This window comes from Variovorax boronicumulans (genome assembly GCF_030812215.1).
Classification (GTDB): Bacteria; Pseudomonadota; Gammaproteobacteria; order Burkholderiales; family Burkholderiaceae_C; genus Variovorax; species Variovorax boronicumulans_C.
Genome location: NZ_JAUSSG010000007.1, coordinates 236,819 through 251,971 on the forward strand (window position 1 = coordinate 236,819; position 15,153 = coordinate 251,971).

Below are 15,153 nucleotides of genomic sequence, written 5' to 3' on the forward strand. Positions count from 1 at the left end.
GGGGTGCGGTCTCAGAGGGAGAGTATCTCTGCGGCGCTGCCGCGCGCCAGCCATTCCTGCAGCTCGTCCGAGAGCCGATCGGCCTCTCGCGTCGCCTTGCCCCAAGCCGAGATGCGCGCCTGCGCGTCGTTCTGGAAATGGATGAAATCCTTGCGGTCCGGCAGCTTGCCGTTGGGCAGCGACTTCACCCACTCGGGATCGGGCGCGAGCACCACCATGCGGTCCAGATAGCCGCTGGCCTTGTGGCGCCAACGCAAGCCCTTGTCGAGCCAGCCCGGCACCACGGCTTTCTGGAAGTGCGGGTACAGCACGATGCCTTCGTCGGCCGGCTGGTAGTCCAGGTGCAGGTGATAGTCGGTGATGCCGCCGTCCCAGTACGCGCCGCGCGGCGCGCCCGGAATGTCGTGCACCGCCGCGAGCAGGAACGGAATGGAGCACGAGGCCTGGAGCACCATGTTGAAGTTGGCCTCGCTCAACGCATGCTGGCGCGTACGGAAATCCTTGGTGCCGAAAGGCAGCGACGCGCCCGGCGTGGAGAACACGCAGCGCTCCAGCCACGCGCCCAGCCCCTTGCGGTGCAGGCTGTTGGTCGCGAAGGCGCCCAGGTAGCCGAACGGCGTGCGCGCCCTGCCCTCGCGCCCGAGGATGTGGCGTCCGCGCGAGGTCACCACGTGCAGCCGGTAGCGCGGGTGGCTCAGCACCTCGCCGATGCGTCCGCCGTAGAAGTCGACCAGGCTTTCGGCAAAGCGCTCGCTGAGCTGGTGCGGGCTCAACCGCTTCTGGCCCGGCGGCACTTCGAACTGCTGGCGCACGTAGTCGCGCTCGAAGCGCTGGAAGGCGGCCTCCGGGTCCGACAGGCAAGCCGTCGAGAGCCGCCATGCGCCGATCGACGCGCCCACCAGGTGCACTTGCTGGCTCGACTGCGTGAGCCAGCGGCCGAAGATGAAGCGGTCGAGCGGCCCGAGGATCAGGCCTTTGGGGCCGCCCGCCGCACCAGGGATGGTGCGGACGTCCCCGGGATTCAGGCCGTGCTGCTCGATGTGCTTGCGGGCCGCGGGGCCGGCGTAGATGCGGAGAGCCTTCATGCCGGGTGCGTCAGCAAGAACCGTGCAGCGCGGTTTACTTGCGCAACCCCTGCAGCTTGGCGAACGCGCTGGCCATCTGCCCCGCCGGCTGCGGCGAGTTGTCGCGCCGGCCTTGTTGCTGCTGGCCCCGCCCCGCCCCTTCGAAGCGGTTGTCGCGCGGCCCGTCGCGGCGCGCGGGCGCCGCATCGAGCTTCATCGACAAACCGATGCGCTTGCGCGCCACGTCCACTTCCATCACCTTGACCTTGACGATGTCGCCGGTCTTCACGACCTCGCGCGCATCGTTCACGAACTTGTGGCTCAGCTGGCTCACGTGCACCAGGCCGTCCTGGTGGACGCCGAGGTCGACAAAGGCGCCGAACTGGGCGACGTTGCTCACGGTGCCTTCGAGGATCATGCCCTCGACCAGGTCCTTGATGTCGTCCACGCCGTCGTTGAAGCGCGCCACCTTGAAGTCGGGGCGCGGGTCGCGGCCGGGTTTCTCGAGTTCGCCCAGGATGTCCTTGACCGTGATGACGCCGAATTTCTCGTTGGCGAAAAGCTCGGGCTTCAGGGTCTTGAGCATCTCGGCGCGGCCCATCAGCTCGGCGATGGGCTTGCCGGTCTTCACGATGATCTGTTCGACCAGCGGATAGGTTTCCGGGTGCACGCCGGTGATGTCCAGCGGGTCGGCGCCGCCGCGGATGCGCAGGAACCCGGCGCTCTGCTCGAAGGCCTTGGGGCCGAAGCCGGTCACGTCGAGCAACTGCTTGCGAGTGGAGAACGCGCCGTTCGATTCGCGCCAGCGCACCACGGCCTTGGCGACGCTCGCCGACAGGCCCGAGACGCGGCTCAGGAGCGGCACGCTCGCGGTGTTGAGGTCCACGCCCACCGAGTTCACGCAGTCTTCGACCACCGCTTGCAAGGTGCGCGCGAGTTCGCTCTGGTTCACGTCGTGCTGGTACTGGCCCACGCCGATGCTCTTGGGGTCGATCTTCACGAGCTCGGCCAGCGGGTCCTGCAGGCGGCGCGCGATGGAGGCGGCGCCGCGCAGGCTCACGTCCACATCGGGCATTTCCTGCGAGGCGAATTCGCTGGCGGAGTACACGGAGGCGCCCGCCTCGCTGACCACGACCTTGTCCACCGTCATCTCGGGCGCGCCGGCCTGCGCGGCCATCTTGGCCAGCAGCTTGATGAGGTCGGCGGCCAGTTTGTCGGTCTCGCGGCTGGCGGTGCCGTTGCCGATGGCGATGAGGTTCACGCCGTGCTTGGCGCAGAGCTTGCCGAGGGTGTGCAGCGAACCTTCCCAGTCCTTGCGCGGCTCGTGCGGGAACACGGTGGCCGTCTCGACCAGCTTGCCGGTGGAGTCGACCACGGCGACCTTCACGCCGGTGCGGATGCCGGGGTCCAGGCCCATCACGACGCGCGGGCCGGCGGGTGCGGCCAGGAGCAGGTCGCGCAGGTTGTCGGCAAACACCTTGATGGCGACCTTCTCTGCCTCTTCGCGCAGGCGGGTGAACAGGTCCCGCTCGGTGGACAGCGCCAGCTTCACCCGCCAGGTCCAGGCCACGCACTTGCGCAGCAGGTCGTCGGCCGGGCGGCCGGCGTGGCTCCAACCGAGGTGCAGCGCGATCTTGCCTTCGGCAAGGCTGGGCTTGCCCGGCTCGGGCTCCACCGGCAGCACCAGCTTGGCATCGAGGATGTCGAGCGCGCGGCCGCGGAACACGGCCAACGCACGGTGCGAGGGCACGCGGCCGATGGGCTCGTCGTACGCGAAGTAGTCGCGGAACTTGGCGATGTCGGCGTTGTTCTCGTCCTTGCCGGCCATGAGGCTGGACTTGAGCAGGCCCTCGGCCCAGAGCCATTCGCGCAGGCCCTGCACGAGGCCTGCGTCTTCGGCCCAGCGCTCGGAAAGAATGTCGCGCACGCCGTCGAGCACGAGCGGCACGGTGGAGAAATCGGGGCCCGGCTTGCCGTCGTCCAGCGTGGTGGCGGGCTGCAGGAAGGCCTTGGCTTCGACGGCCGGGTCGAGCGTCGGGTCGGCCAGCAGCTTGTCGGCCAGCGGCTCGATGCCGAATTCGCGGGCGATCTGGCCCTTGGTGCGACGCTTCTGCTTGAACGGCAGGTACAGGTCTTCCAGTTCCTGCTTGGTGGGCGCGAATTCGATCGCAGCGCGCAACTGGGGGGTGAGCTTGCCCTGCTCGTCGATGGCCTTGAGCACCGCCACGCGGCGGTCCTCGAGTTCGCGCAGGTAGGAAAGACGGGCTTCGAGTTCGCGCAGCTGGATGTCGTCGAGGCCGCCGGTCACTTCCTTGCGGTACCGGGCGATGAATGGAACCGTGGCGCCTTCGTCGAGCAGTTCGACGGCGGCCTTCACCTGGTGCTCGCCGACCTTGATTTCAGTGGCGAGCTGGCGAATGATTTTCTGCATGTCTTGAGCGCATCCCTGGCAAAGCGCGGGAGTTTGCCATAGGCGCGGACGGGCGCCGGCGGCAGCGCCCCGCGCGTTGTTACAGGCTGCTCGCGGTTTCCGGCCCGGCGCTGGCGGCCGGCGCGGCTTCGGCGTCCGACAGCACAAGCCGCACGCGCAGCCCGTGCGGCTCGGCGTCCATGACGGCCAGTTCGCCGCCGAGCGCATCGGCCCGCGCACGCATGCTGCGAAGCCCCTTGCCCAGTTGCTCCAGCGGCATGGGCGCCGATGCCTGGAGGCCGCGGCCGTTGTCCTGCACCTCGAGCATGAAGCCGCGCGCGCGTCCCAGCGGGCCGAAGCGCACCTCGACGCTGCTCGCGTGGGAATGGCGCAGCACATTCGACAGGGCCTCTTGTGCGATGCGGCAGATCTGCATCGCGGATTCGGCGGGCAGCGCGCGGGCGAGCGGCACGTCCTGCACATGCCATGCGAGGCCGATGCCCAGCCGGTCGAACGCCGGCTGCAGCCGATAGCGCAGGTGCGCCAGCCGCTCGACGATGGTGGCCGAGGCTTCGTCGTCCAGGGAGTCCACGGTCATCTGCAGTTCCAGCAGGCAGGCCTGCAGCGCCTTCGCCAGCTCACTGGGTTCGGCCGCGCGCGGGTCCTGGCTGGCCAGGAGCGCCGTCAGCCGGGAGCCGACGCCGTCGTGCAGGTCGCTGGCAATGCGGCGCCGCTCGGCCAGCACCGCCTGCACCTGCCGGAAGCGCACGACGCGGCGGCGCGAGAGATACCAGATGCTCACGATCATTCCGAGCACGGCTGCGTTGACGCCCTGCAGCGCCCAGAACGCGAGCGGGATGTCGCTGACCTCCACCGACATCGCCGAGGTGGCCCGCAGCACCTGCCCGGTCACCGGCGTGAGGTGCAGCGCGCCGGCCAACGTGGCCCACAGCAGCATCCGGCGGCGCGAGGCGCGGGGCCAGAGCCAGGCGAGCAGCGCGGACCACGCGGCGATCGAGAGCCACACGAACTGGTCTTCCAGGTAGTGCGGCAGCTGGGGCACCGAGGACCACATGATCGTATCGACCCGTTGCGGACCGTTGTTCGTTGCAACCGTGTCAGAGCAGTCCCCGGTGCGAGGCGAAGCTCACTGCCTGGGCGCGGGTGTGCGCGTGCAGCTTGCGGTAGATGTTCTTCACGTGGGCATTGACCGTCTGGGCGCTGATGGTGAGCTGCAGCGCGATCTCTTCTGTCACATACCCTGTGGCTACAAGTCGCAACACTTCGCGCTCCCTTGCGGACAGCGCGGCCTTGGTCTCGGGCGGGCGCACCGGACTCTGGTTGCTGCGCTGGTGGTCCAGGTGAACGAGCAGGCGGCGTGCGAGCCGGGGCGTGATGGCGGCGCCCCCGTTGACCACCTGCAGCACGGCTTGCGCATAGCTCTGGAACCACGCGTTCTTCACCAGGAAACCGGAGGCGCCCAGCTCGAAGGCGTGCAGCACCTGGGGTTCGTCCTCGATGGCAGAGATGACGATGATCTCCGCCGCACTGCGGTGCTTCTTGGCCTCCTCGATCAGCTCGAAGCCGCTCCCGTCTCCCAGGCGGATGTCGACCATGAGCACGTCGAATTCGTGTTGCATCAGGAGACGCCGGCCTTCGCGCAGGCTCCCGGCCTGGCCTTCGAGCTGTATGCGCAGATCGCCCAGCAGTTCCTGCGCAATGACGCGTCTCACGAAGGGGTCGTCATCGACCAGCACGACACGCACCGGCTTGGTCTGTTGTCCGGTCAGGTAGTCGGGCCAGGGGAGCGTATCGGCGGAGGGTGCGAGCAGCCCGCCGAACTGTCCGGGGTTTGAAAACCCCCTACCACCAGAACCAACTTCCGTCAATGAAATGTCAAGCTCATTTTCCATTTCTAGCCCCTCGTGACAAAAACTACCGCTTGTTCGTGAGCAAAAGTTAATTCATTTCTACTCAAATTTTGCCCAAGCGCTTTTTTGATTACTTTGGTTTCATCCTGTTGCAGTCGGGGCCAAGTGTGTACTAAAGGCGTAGAAGTAACGAGCCTCACCATGCGGAAACAAGCCCTTCGGCAGGGCGTCCGAACCACGCTTGTCCATAGCTTTCGCCATAGCCTTGCACTACCCACCACAGGGCATTTTTCGATCCCTCCCCGACGCTGAAACTGCATCCCGGTCGCAACGGAAACATTCAATCCCGGCTCGCTGACCGTTGGCTGGTTGACCGGATTCGCCGGCAACCAGGTTCGTTTCAACACTATCGAGGAAGCATCATCATGAAGAAGACTCTCATCACGGCAGCCGTGGTCCTGCTTGCAGGCGTGGCCTCTGCGACCAGCACCACAGCCCTGGCCGTCACCAACACGACCACCGGCTCTTCCAGCTCGGCCGGCTCGGTGGCAGCAAGTTCCGGCACGGGCAGCGCACTCAGCTACAACGCAGCCAACTCCAGCTCGTCGGCCACCGCCAATGCAGCCGGCGGCGCGATCAGCATCCCGGGTCTGCGTGTCGGTGGTGCAACAGCCAGCGGCTCGGCAACCACGCAGGGCCGCGTGACCAGCGTGGCCGCAACGACCGGCAACGGCGCTGCCATCGGCGGTGCAAATGCCTCGGCCAATGCAGGTTCGAGCGCCAGCGCGAACTACTCCGCAGGCGGCCCCAACGCCGTGAGCGGCTCCGCAGGCGGCGGCGCGACCTCTGCCACCAACAACACGGCCGGCACGGCAGCTGGCCCTGGCGGCGGCCTGGCCGTGGTGACGCGCACCTCGGGCACGACCTCGGGCTACAGCGCCTCGTCGGGCGCCGTCAACGGCATCGTCAACGGCACGACCACCTCGGCGACGGCGGGCTCGACCGGCGGCTCCTTCGGCGTGACCAACTTCTCGATCGGCAATGCCGGCGGCTTCAGCAACGGTGGCGGCACCAGCGGTGGCGCAGGCGCCGGTGCAACCGCATCGGCTCCCTGAACGGGGCATGCCACGGTTGTTGGACCAGAAATGGGGAGGGGCACGCCCCCTCCCCTGGCTTTCAAAGGAGTGAGAACATGAAAAAACTGATTGTCCTGACCTTGATGGGCTTGTCCGCGGGCGCCTTTGCGCAGACCACGGCGGGCGGCGCCAACAACCAGTCATCGAGTTCGGCCACCACGTCGGCACAGGGCAACACCCAGGCCGTCAACTTCAACAGCAGCGCCCCGGCCGAGACCCGCTCGACGCTGAGCAGCAACCAGAACATCAACAACACCGGCGCCACCACGAGCACTGTCGACTACCGGGGTAGCTACACGGTCAAGAACGTGCCGTCGGTCAACGGGCCCAACCTGACCACCAGCAACGACACCTGCATGGGCAGCACGAGCGCCAGTGCGAATGGCCCGGGCGTCGGCATCAGCTTCGGAACCACCTGGACGGACGAGCACTGCAAGCGCCTGAAGATGAGCCGCGAGCTCTGGAACAAGGGCATGAAGGCGGCGTCGCTCGCCATGGACTGCATGGATTCGGCCGCGATGGCGGCGCTGGAGATGACCGGCACGAAATGTCCGCAGTCCATGACCGCCGAGGAGCGGGTGAGCGCGTTCGGGCCCTATGCATCGCCGGCGAACGCCGCGGCGCAGGTGACCGGGCGCCCGGTCGCGGCCATGACGCCTCCCATGCCGGCCGTGCAGCCCGTCGCCGTGTCGGTGCAGCCGATGCAGCCGCCGCAGGCGGTGGTCATCGCGCCGCCGGTGGCTTCGGTGCCCCCGCCCACGTCGACGTCCACGCCGACCCCGCTGCCATTGCCGCAGGCACCCCTCGTCGAGGCGACGCCCGCGCCGCAGGCAGCGGCAGCTCCGGTGCAGCCCCCGCAGGAAGAACCGCACCAGGCGGCGGTGACGATGCCGGTCGAGCCGGCCGGCATGGTGGCCGTCGAGCCCATCGGCGAGATCGCGGCGGCTCCGCAAGCGGCAGCCGTTCCGCAATGACAGCCCGGAGCCCATGATGACCAGGACCGTACTCCTCCTCTGGATCGCGGCTTGTTGCGTCGCCACGGCCTCCGCGGGGCCTGTCGTTCCCAACCTGCGCATCGAACGGGTGACCTTCGGCAGCGGCCTGCAGAACGCCAGCGGCACCGACAACGCCGAGCCGGTCGGCGACCTCGGCGTGTGGCACGTGCCGCAGTACCTGCCCGGCTATCCGACGTCGGCGACCATCTGGCCGCGCGTGGTCGTGATCCAGTGCGCCAACGAGCTGTGCTCGGGCTACGAGGTCACGCCCGAACTGGGGCGCGGCGAATACCTGTTCTTCCGGCCGGCGCGGAAGTAGCAGGGCCTGATGGAGCCATAGCAAGCGCGGCCGGGTCACCCGGCCGCGTTTTGCCGTGCGGCCTCATTTTTACCCGGGTTATATTGTCTTTTGTATTTCACCCGGGTAATATCTGCGGCATGAACATGCCCCAGGAGACGCGGCGCGCCCTCGTCAGGAAATACAAGGAAACGGTGCTCCCCGCGGGCATCTTCGTCATCCGCAACACGCTCAACGGCCGCGTCTACCTGGCCGGCAGCCTCGACGTCGAAGGCGCGATGAACCGGGCCCGCTTCGAACTGGGCCTGCGTTCGCACCGCAACAAGGCGCTGGTGCGCGACTGGATCGCGCACGGCGCCGAGCACTTCAGCTTCGAGGTGATCGACCGCGTGAAGGAGCGCGACGACCCGGCCTTCGACCGCGCCGCCGAACTCGAGAAGCTGCTCGACCTTTGGCGCGAAGAACTCCAGTGCACCGGCGACAAGGGCTACAACACGCCATGAGCGCCGATGCGCTGGATTTCTGCCTCGCCATCAGCCGTGCCCATGCCAGCCTGAACCTGGAGCTCCAGGAAAACCTGGGCGCCTTCCACGGGCTGGACTACGAAGACTTCAGGCTGCTCCATCTGCTGCTGCGCGCCGAAGGCGGCCGCATGGCGATGTCCGGGCTTTCGCGCGCCTTGGGGTTGCCGATGTCGGCGCTGCTTCGCAAAATGGTCCTGCTCGAAAAAACAGGACTGGCCGAACGCACGGCCGGCGCGAATGGAGACCCCCGCCGCCACGCAGCCATCCGCCCGGGCGGCCGACAACTGATGCAGGCTGCGGTCACGACCGTCGAAGCGATCTGCGCCGATGCGGTGAAATCGCTGGCCCCCGAAAGCCTGCCGCCCATCCGTGCCGCGCTCCTTGCGCTTTGCCTCGACGACACACCGAACGCCTGAAGGTGTGAACGAGTAGATTACGCACCTCACTCGAACGGACCGGAAGAAAAAGCACCCCATTCGACATGCCATCCGATACGCAACCCATCCACCTGATCGTCTTCGCCGGCTTCAAGCGCATCGCCGAAGGAAGCACGGCCGAAGTGCTCGCCCAATTGCGCGAACGCAAGGACGACACGCCCTACCTCATCTTCGACGCGCAGACCGGCGAGTCGCTCGACTTCGACGTGCACAACCAGTCCGGTGTCGTGCCGCACGCGACCAGCGCCGAAGCCCATGACGACGCGCCGCGCGGCGTGGGCCGCCCGAAGCTGGGCGTGGTCGCACGCGAAGTCACGCTGCTGCCGCGTCACTGGGACTGGCTCAACCGCCAGCCCGGCGGTGCCTCGGTCGCACTGCGGCGGCTGGTGCAGGAAGCGAGCCGCGTCAACGCCGACCGCGACGCCGTGCGCGCCTCGCGCGAATCCACCTACCGCTTCATGACCGCGATCGCCGGCGCCCTGCCCGGCTTCGAGGAAGCCACGCGCGCGCTGTTCGCCGGCGAGCGCAACCGCTTCGAGGGCCTCATCGACGCCTGGCCCGCGGACCTGCGCACCCATCTCCAAAAACTGTCAGCCGCCGGCTGGAGCACCCCTGCATGAGCGCCCCCCCCGCGACTTCGACGACCTCAACCTCGACAGCGACTCCCGCAAATCCAACGCCCCCCGCAACCGGCCCGAGCGGCCTCAAAGGCGTGCCTGTGGCGCCCGTCGGCGCCGCCCGCCCGCTGTGGAAGGTGTTTCTCTTCTTCCTCGCCCCGATGTTGCTCAGCAACATCCTGCAGTCGCTCTCGGGCACGCTCAACAACGTCTACGTGGGGCAGATGCTCGGCGTGGGCGCGCTGGCGGCGGTGTCCAGCTTCTTTCCGGTGATGTTCTTCTTCATCGCCTTCATCATCGGCCTGGGCGCCGGCGCATCGGTGCTCATCGGCCAGGCCTGGGGCGCGCGCGATGCCGCGAAGGCCAAGGCCGTGGCCGGCACCACGCTCACTGTCGGCGTGCTGATGGGCCTGGTGATCGCGGTGTTCGGCGGCGCCTTCACCACGCCGATGCTGGCCGCGCTGGGCACGCCGCCCGACGTGCTGGCCGACTCCACGCGCTACGCCCGCATCATGCTGATCGCGATGCCTGGCGTGTTCGTGTTCCTGCTCGCCACCGCCATGCTGCGCGGGGTGGGCGACACGGTCACGCCGCTGCTCACGCTGGTGATCTCGACCCTGATCGGCCTGGTGGTGACGCCCGCGCTCATCCGCGGCTGGGGCGGCTTGCCGCAACTGGGCGTGGCCAGCGGCGCATGGGCCTCGGTGCTGTCGTTCGTGGTGGCCACCACCTGGCTGGGCTTCCGCCTGCGCCAGAAAAAGAGCCCGCTCGCGCCCGATGCGGAGTTCTTCCGCTATCTGCGCATCCAGCCGCAACTGCTGAAGGCCGTGCTGCGCATCGGCGTGCCCACGGGCGTGCAGATGATCGTGGTGGCGCTGGCCGAAGTGGTGCTGCTGTCGATGGTCAACAGCTACGGCTCCAACGCGACTGCCGCCTATGGCGCGGTGAACCAGGTGGTGGCGTATGTGCAGTTCCCGGCCATCTCGATCGCCATTGCCGCTTCGATCCTCGGCGCGCAGGCCATCGGTGCGGGCCGCGCCGACCGGCTCGGCGCCATCACCCAAACGGCGCTGATGATGAACCTCGTGCTGACCGGCGGCCTCGTGCTGCTGGGCTACCTGTTCTCGCGGCCGCTCATGGGCTTCTTCATCACCAGCGCGCCGGTGATCGAGATCGCGCAGACGCTGCTGCACATCATGCTGTGGAGCCTGGTGATCTTCGGCATGGCCGCGGCCACCTCGGGCGTCATGCGCGCGAGCGGCTCGGTGCTGGTGCCGACGCTGATTTCCATCGTCTGCATCCTTGGGGTCGAGGTGCCGGTGGCCTGGTTCATGAGCCACCGCATCGGGCTGGACGGCATCTGGATCGCCTACCCGGTGACCTTCGGCGCGATGCTGCTGCTGCAGACCGCGTACTACCAGCTGGTGTGGCGCAAGAAGGCCATTCACAAGCTGGTGTGAGCAGCGGCGCCGCGGTTCAGCGGCCCTCGTAGGCCTTCTGCACCGTCGCGAGATCGAGCTTGGTCATCTCCATCATCGCCCGCATCGCGCGGCCGGCCTTCTCGGGATCCTTGTCCTGGAACATGCGGGTCATGGCGTGGGGCGCCACCTGCCACGAAACGCCGTAGCGATCGGTGAGCCAGCCGCACTTCACGGGCTTGCCGCCGCCTTCGAGCAGCTTGTCCCAGTAGTGGTCGACCTCGGCCTGCGTCTCGCAGGGCACGTAGAGCGAAAGCGCCGGGGTGAACTTGTAGTCGGGGCCGCCGTTGAGCACCATGAACGCCTGGCCGTCGAGCTCGAAGGTCGCGGTCAGCAGGCTGCCGTCCTTGGGGCCCGGGCCGTTGGCGGGCCAGTTCAGCCGGTCGGTCACGCGGGAGTTCGGGAAGATGCCGGTGTAGAAATCGAGGACCTCTTCGCCGTTGCCGTCGAACCAGAGGCAGGGAACGATCTTTTGCATGGGTCTCCTTTGCTTGAACGATGAACCTGAGAGTTCAGTATCAAAGCGGGAGCGAGCCGTTGTCAAGCCGCGCGGCGGCTGTCAAAAGGAAGTTCCCCTGCCCTTCAGGCGTGCCGCGGCGGCACCAGCCGTTGCAGGGCCGCCGCGGGCCGATCGGTTACCAGCGGTAGGTGGCCGTAGCGACCACCTTGCGCTGGTCGCCGAAGTAGCAGGTCTTCGACAACGTGTTGCAGGTGGCGATGTACGTCTTGTTCGTCAGGTTGCGCACGTTGAGCGCGAGGCTCCAGCGCTCGAAGTCGTAGCCGATCATCGCGTCGATCAACGTGTAGGCAGGAACCCGGGCCGGCGCACCGCCTCCGTTGCCGTAGTTGGATCCGACATAGCGCGCGCCGACCCCGACCTTGATGCCGCTGAGGAAACGGTAGTCGCCCCACAGCGCCAGCTGGTTGCGCGACACGGCGGTCGCCTGTTTGCCGATTTCGGCGGGACGGGCGCTGGCGGTGACGATGGCGCGCGGCGTGTAGCTGTACGCGGCCGTGAGGTTCATGCGCGGAATCGGCTGCGTGGTGGCTTCGAACTCCAGGCCGCGCACCGAGATCTCGCCCGTCTGTTTGGGCGTGAATTCGGTGTCGTAGCTGATGTAGTTTTTCCGGCGCAGGTCGAAGATGGCCGCGCTGTAGCTGTCCTTGGTTCCCGGCGGCTGGTAGCGGACACCGGCTTCGTACTGGCGGCCGGTTTCGGGCTTGAAGGGTTGCTTGGTGACGGAGTCGAACGTCGAGGTCGGATTGAAGGACTCTGTGTAACTCAGGTAGGGCGCCCAGCCATTCGGTGCCAGGTAGACCAGGCCCGCGCGCTTGGTGAACTTGTGGTCCGAGGTGGCATTCCGCGTCCCGTCCAGCCGACTGAAACTGCTGCCTTCGGCACGGTCGTAGCGACCACCGAGCGTCAATTGCCAGGCATCGCGCCACTTGATCTGGTCTTGCAGGTAGATGCCGGTCTGGGTCAGGCGGGTCGCGTCGTTGGTGCCGGGGCCCGAGAACTCGAAGGGGCCCTTGAAATAGTAGGGTGCCGCGATGTTCAGGAGAGGCGCGCTGCTGCCGCTGGAAGTCGCGACTTCAGAACTGGTGCGTTGGTGGTCCACCCCCACCAGGATCTTGTGCTTCCAGTCGCCTGAGTGCACATCGGCCTGGAGCTGGTTGTCCATGCTGAAGGCTCTGATCGATTCGCGCTGGGCGTAGAGCGTGTTGGTGATGTTCTGGAAGTTGACGGGATCGAATTCGTTGTCGGAGTTGATCGTGGCGAAGTTCGGAGCCTGCAGGCCGGCGGTGTCCAGCTTGAGACGTCCGGCGCGAGCGCTTTGACGCACCGTGAAGATGTCGTTGAAGCGGTGCTCGAACTGGTAGCCGAACAGTTCCTGATCGTGATTGAACCGTTCCAGGTTGGGGTTGCCGGTGAACAGCGAAGCCGGAATGTAGGTGCCGATGGCACTCGGTATCAGCGAGCCGGCCCATGGGCGGGTGCGCTGGTAGACACCCGCACGGCTGCGCATGACCTGCGCGGACAGCGAGAGCGAGGTATCGCCCGAAATCTTCCAGGTCAGGGAAGGCGCGATGTAGGTGCGGTCATCGGCCATTTTTCCGGCGGGAAGCTGCGCATCGCGGAACACGCCCGTCAGGCGGTAGAGCACCTTGCCATCGGCATCGAGCGCACCGGAGAAGTCGCCCGCGACCTGGCGATGGTTGTTGCTGCCGACCTGCAACTGCAGTTCGCGAATGGGCTCGGCCGTGGGGCGCTTGCCGACGACGCTGACCACGCCGCCCGGATTGCCGAGGCCGTAGAGCACCGAGGAAGGACCGCGCAGCAATTCGACACGTTCAGTACCGTAGTTTTCGGTCTTCCAGGCCGCGAGGTTGTTGGCATTGCGCAGCGGCAGGCCGTCCAGGTAGTACCCGGGGCTGTAGGCATCGAAGCCGCGCACGTTGATCCAGTCATAGCGCGAGTCAGCGCCGAAGGGCGAGATGTTGACGCTTGGCGTGTAGCCCAGCGCGTCCCTCAGATTCGTGGCGCCGATGGCCTCGATGCGGTCGGCGGTGATCACCGAGATCGACTGCGGCGTCTCGATGATCGGCGTGTCGGTCTTGGTGCCGGTGGCACTGCGCCTGGCCACGTAGCCCTGCACGCGGCCCGTGGCACTTTCCTCGCCATCGGCCGTCACCGTGACCGCCGGCAGCGTCGAGCTGCCCGATGCCGCGGGCGCGGTCTTGACCACGGCCGCATTGCCTTCGATGGTGGCGGCCAACCCGCTGCCGGCGAGCAGGCGGTCGAGCGCCGCGCGGGGCGTCAGGTTGCCGGAGATCGCGGGCGCCGTCTTGCCGGCGACCAGGCTCTGCTGCACGACCAGCTGGATGCGGGTCTGCCGCGCCCAGTCGTTCAGCGCCTCGGCCAGCGGCTGGGCGGCAATGCGGATCTGTTGCGCCGCGCCCTGGCCTCCCGGGGTCTGGGCGCGCAGCGGCGCACTCGCCAGCGCAAGCGCAACGGCCAGTGCCAGCGGTGCCGGCGTCATCTTCATCAAGCGGTTCATTAACGTCTTCCAGGTAGTGAATACAAATGGTTCCTATCTGGCTGACGCACGACCTGCCGGAAATACGGTATTCCCGGCGAAATATTTTTGTCCCCGAGGTTTCGGAGCGCCCCGGCTAGTGTGCTGGGACGATTTCGGCCACCGGCCCATCGCCCTTGAGCCGCACGGGCAAGGCGCTCGGCAGCGCGCGCCGCAGGGTGCGCGCATCCCGCGGATCGAAGGTGCCGCTCAGGCGGAGCGCCGCCACGGAAGGGTCGCGCACGACGAGGCCGGTGCTGCCGTAGCGCTCCAGTTCGGCCAGCGCGCGCGCCAGTGGCGTGTCGACGAAGCTCAGCCGGTGCTCGCGCCAGGGCGCAATGCCGTCAACCGGAACGGCTGATATAGCGGCCAGCACGCCCTCCGCATCGCTATGCACCTGCTGGCCGGCGGTGAGGAAAACAGCGCCCTGCAGCTCGGCATCCGGCGCGGGCCCAGCCCAATTGCCGTCCGGCGCCCTGTCCCTTCGCGCGACCCGCACCCTGCCCTGCTCCACCGACACGCGCCCTCCTTCGGCGCCCGCGATGGCCGGGGTGTACCGCACCGCGAATCGGGTGCCGACCACGCGGACCTGCAACGGCCCCGCCAGCACATCGAAGGGGCGCTGCGCGTCCGACTGCACCGCAAAGACCGCCTGCCCATCGATCAGCCGGACCTCCCGGCGCTGGCGGAAATAGCGCACCTCCAGCCGCGTGGCGGTGTCCAGTCGCAGCACGGTGCCATCGGGCAACGGCACTTCCAGTTGCTGTCCGCGCTGGGTGCCGAAGGCCTGCATGAACACGGGCCGGGCCTGCAAATGATTCCATCCGAGGTAGCCGCCACCGGCGACCACGCCCGCGGCCGCCAGCGCGAACGCCGGCTTCAGGAAGCCGCGCCGCGTGGACGCGGTCGCCCGATTCCCCGCGAAGCCTCCGCGCCAGTTCGCGACCGTTTCCGGCGCGATCGCGTCGAAGGCCTGCCAGCGCACCTCCCACTGGCGGTAAGCGTCGGCGTGCTTCGGGTCCGCGTCGGTCCAGGCGCGGAAAAGGCGCTCGTCTCCCGCGCTCCAGTCTTCGCGGTGGCGGCGGACGAACCAGTCAAGCACCTCCTGCCGCAGGCGCGATGCTTCTTCCGGCAGTGGCAACGATGGGGTCATGGCTCGGTGAGCTCTCCTGCAGATGTAGACGCACGAGCGGCGCAAAACCCTGTAGTGGGCCTCGCGGGTACGCCGCGTCGCTCGCGCGTTCGC

At 67.5% G+C, this 15,153-nt stretch carries 14 protein-coding genes; 7 read left to right on the top strand and 7 right to left on the bottom strand.

Going from position 1 to position 15,153, the window contains the following annotated elements; all coding sequences use genetic code 11:
• Positions 1-11: 11 nt before the first annotated feature.
• The 4 genes from J2W23_RS19830 to J2W23_RS19845 form a co-directional block, all read right to left on the bottom strand.
• Positions 12-1,085 carry a phospholipase gene (locus J2W23_RS19830; RefSeq protein ID WP_307649951.1) on the bottom strand — a complete coding sequence of 358 codons (1,074 nt, stop codon included), beginning with the start codon at positions 1,083-1,085 and terminating at the stop codon, positions 12-14.
• A gap of 34 nt (positions 1,086-1,119) precedes the next feature.
• The gene (locus J2W23_RS19835) at positions 1,120-3,495 is read right to left on the bottom strand and encodes a Tex family protein (protein ID WP_307649952.1); all 2,376 of its coding nucleotides are present in this window, start codon (positions 3,493-3,495) and stop codon (positions 1,120-1,122) included.
• Positions 3,496-3,574: 79 nt separating this feature from the next.
• On the bottom strand, positions 3,575-4,549 hold the full coding sequence (locus tag J2W23_RS19840; protein WP_307649954.1) for a sensor histidine kinase: 975 nt from the start codon (positions 4,547-4,549) through the stop codon (positions 3,575-3,577).
• A gap of 43 nt (positions 4,550-4,592) precedes the next feature.
• Positions 4,593-5,387 carry a response regulator transcription factor gene (locus J2W23_RS19845; protein ID WP_176657459.1) on the bottom strand — a complete coding sequence of 265 codons (795 nt, stop codon included), beginning with the start codon at positions 5,385-5,387 and terminating at the stop codon, positions 4,593-4,595.
• A 383-nt stretch (positions 5,388-5,770) separates the two neighbouring features.
• Between J2W23_RS19845 and J2W23_RS19850 the strand changes: the two genes are divergently transcribed.
• The 7 genes from J2W23_RS19850 to J2W23_RS19880 all read left to right on the top strand — a co-directional run bounded on the left by J2W23_RS19850 (position 5,771) and on the right by J2W23_RS19880 (position 10,812).
• The gene (locus tag J2W23_RS19850) at positions 5,771-6,460 is read left to right on the top strand and encodes a hypothetical protein (protein ID WP_176657460.1); all 690 of its coding nucleotides are present in this window, start codon (positions 5,771-5,773) and stop codon (positions 6,458-6,460) included.
• Positions 6,461-6,537: 77 nt separating this feature from the next.
• Entirely contained in the window at positions 6,538-7,455 is a 918-nt protein-coding gene (locus tag J2W23_RS19855; protein ID WP_307649955.1) for a hypothetical protein, read from the top strand.
• A gap of 16 nt (positions 7,456-7,471) precedes the next feature.
• On the top strand, positions 7,472-7,795 hold the full coding sequence (locus J2W23_RS19860) for a hypothetical protein (protein WP_176657462.1): 324 nt from the start codon (positions 7,472-7,474) through the stop codon (positions 7,793-7,795).
• 119 nt (positions 7,796-7,914) lie between these two features.
• Entirely contained in the window at positions 7,915-8,277 is a 363-nt protein-coding gene (locus J2W23_RS19865) for a GIY-YIG nuclease family protein (protein WP_176657463.1), read from the top strand.
• Positions 8,274-8,714: an AsnC family transcriptional regulator gene (locus J2W23_RS19870; RefSeq protein WP_307649956.1), complete on the top strand. Its 441-nt coding sequence runs from the start codon at positions 8,274-8,276 to the stop codon at positions 8,712-8,714. Before J2W23_RS19865 ends, J2W23_RS19870 begins: the two co-directional genes overlap by 4 nt.
• Positions 8,715-8,779: 65 nt before the next feature.
• Entirely contained in the window at positions 8,780-9,355 is a 576-nt protein-coding gene (locus J2W23_RS19875) for a DUF2239 family protein (protein ID WP_176657465.1), read from the top strand.
• Positions 9,356-9,513: 158 nt separating this feature from the next.
• Entirely contained in the window at positions 9,514-10,812 is a 1,299-nt protein-coding gene (locus tag J2W23_RS19880; protein WP_176657692.1) for an MATE family efflux transporter, read from the top strand.
• 16 nt (positions 10,813-10,828) lie between these two features.
• Here the strand turns inward: J2W23_RS19880 and J2W23_RS19885 are convergent, their stop codons facing one another.
• From J2W23_RS19885 to J2W23_RS19895, 3 genes are all read right to left on the bottom strand, one after another.
• Positions 10,829-11,308 carry a VOC family protein gene (locus tag J2W23_RS19885; RefSeq protein ID WP_307649957.1) on the bottom strand — a complete coding sequence of 160 codons (480 nt, stop codon included), beginning with the start codon at positions 11,306-11,308 and terminating at the stop codon, positions 10,829-10,831.
• A gap of 157 nt (positions 11,309-11,465) precedes the next feature.
• Positions 11,466-13,889, bottom strand: a complete 2,424-nt coding sequence (locus J2W23_RS19890; RefSeq protein ID WP_307649958.1) for a TonB-dependent siderophore receptor — start codon at positions 13,887-13,889, stop codon at positions 11,466-11,468.
• Positions 13,890-14,004: 115 nt separating this feature from the next.
• Positions 14,005-15,060, bottom strand: a complete 1,056-nt coding sequence (locus J2W23_RS19895; protein WP_307649959.1) for a FecR family protein — start codon at positions 15,058-15,060, stop codon at positions 14,005-14,007.
• Positions 15,061-15,153 lie beyond the last annotated feature (93 nt).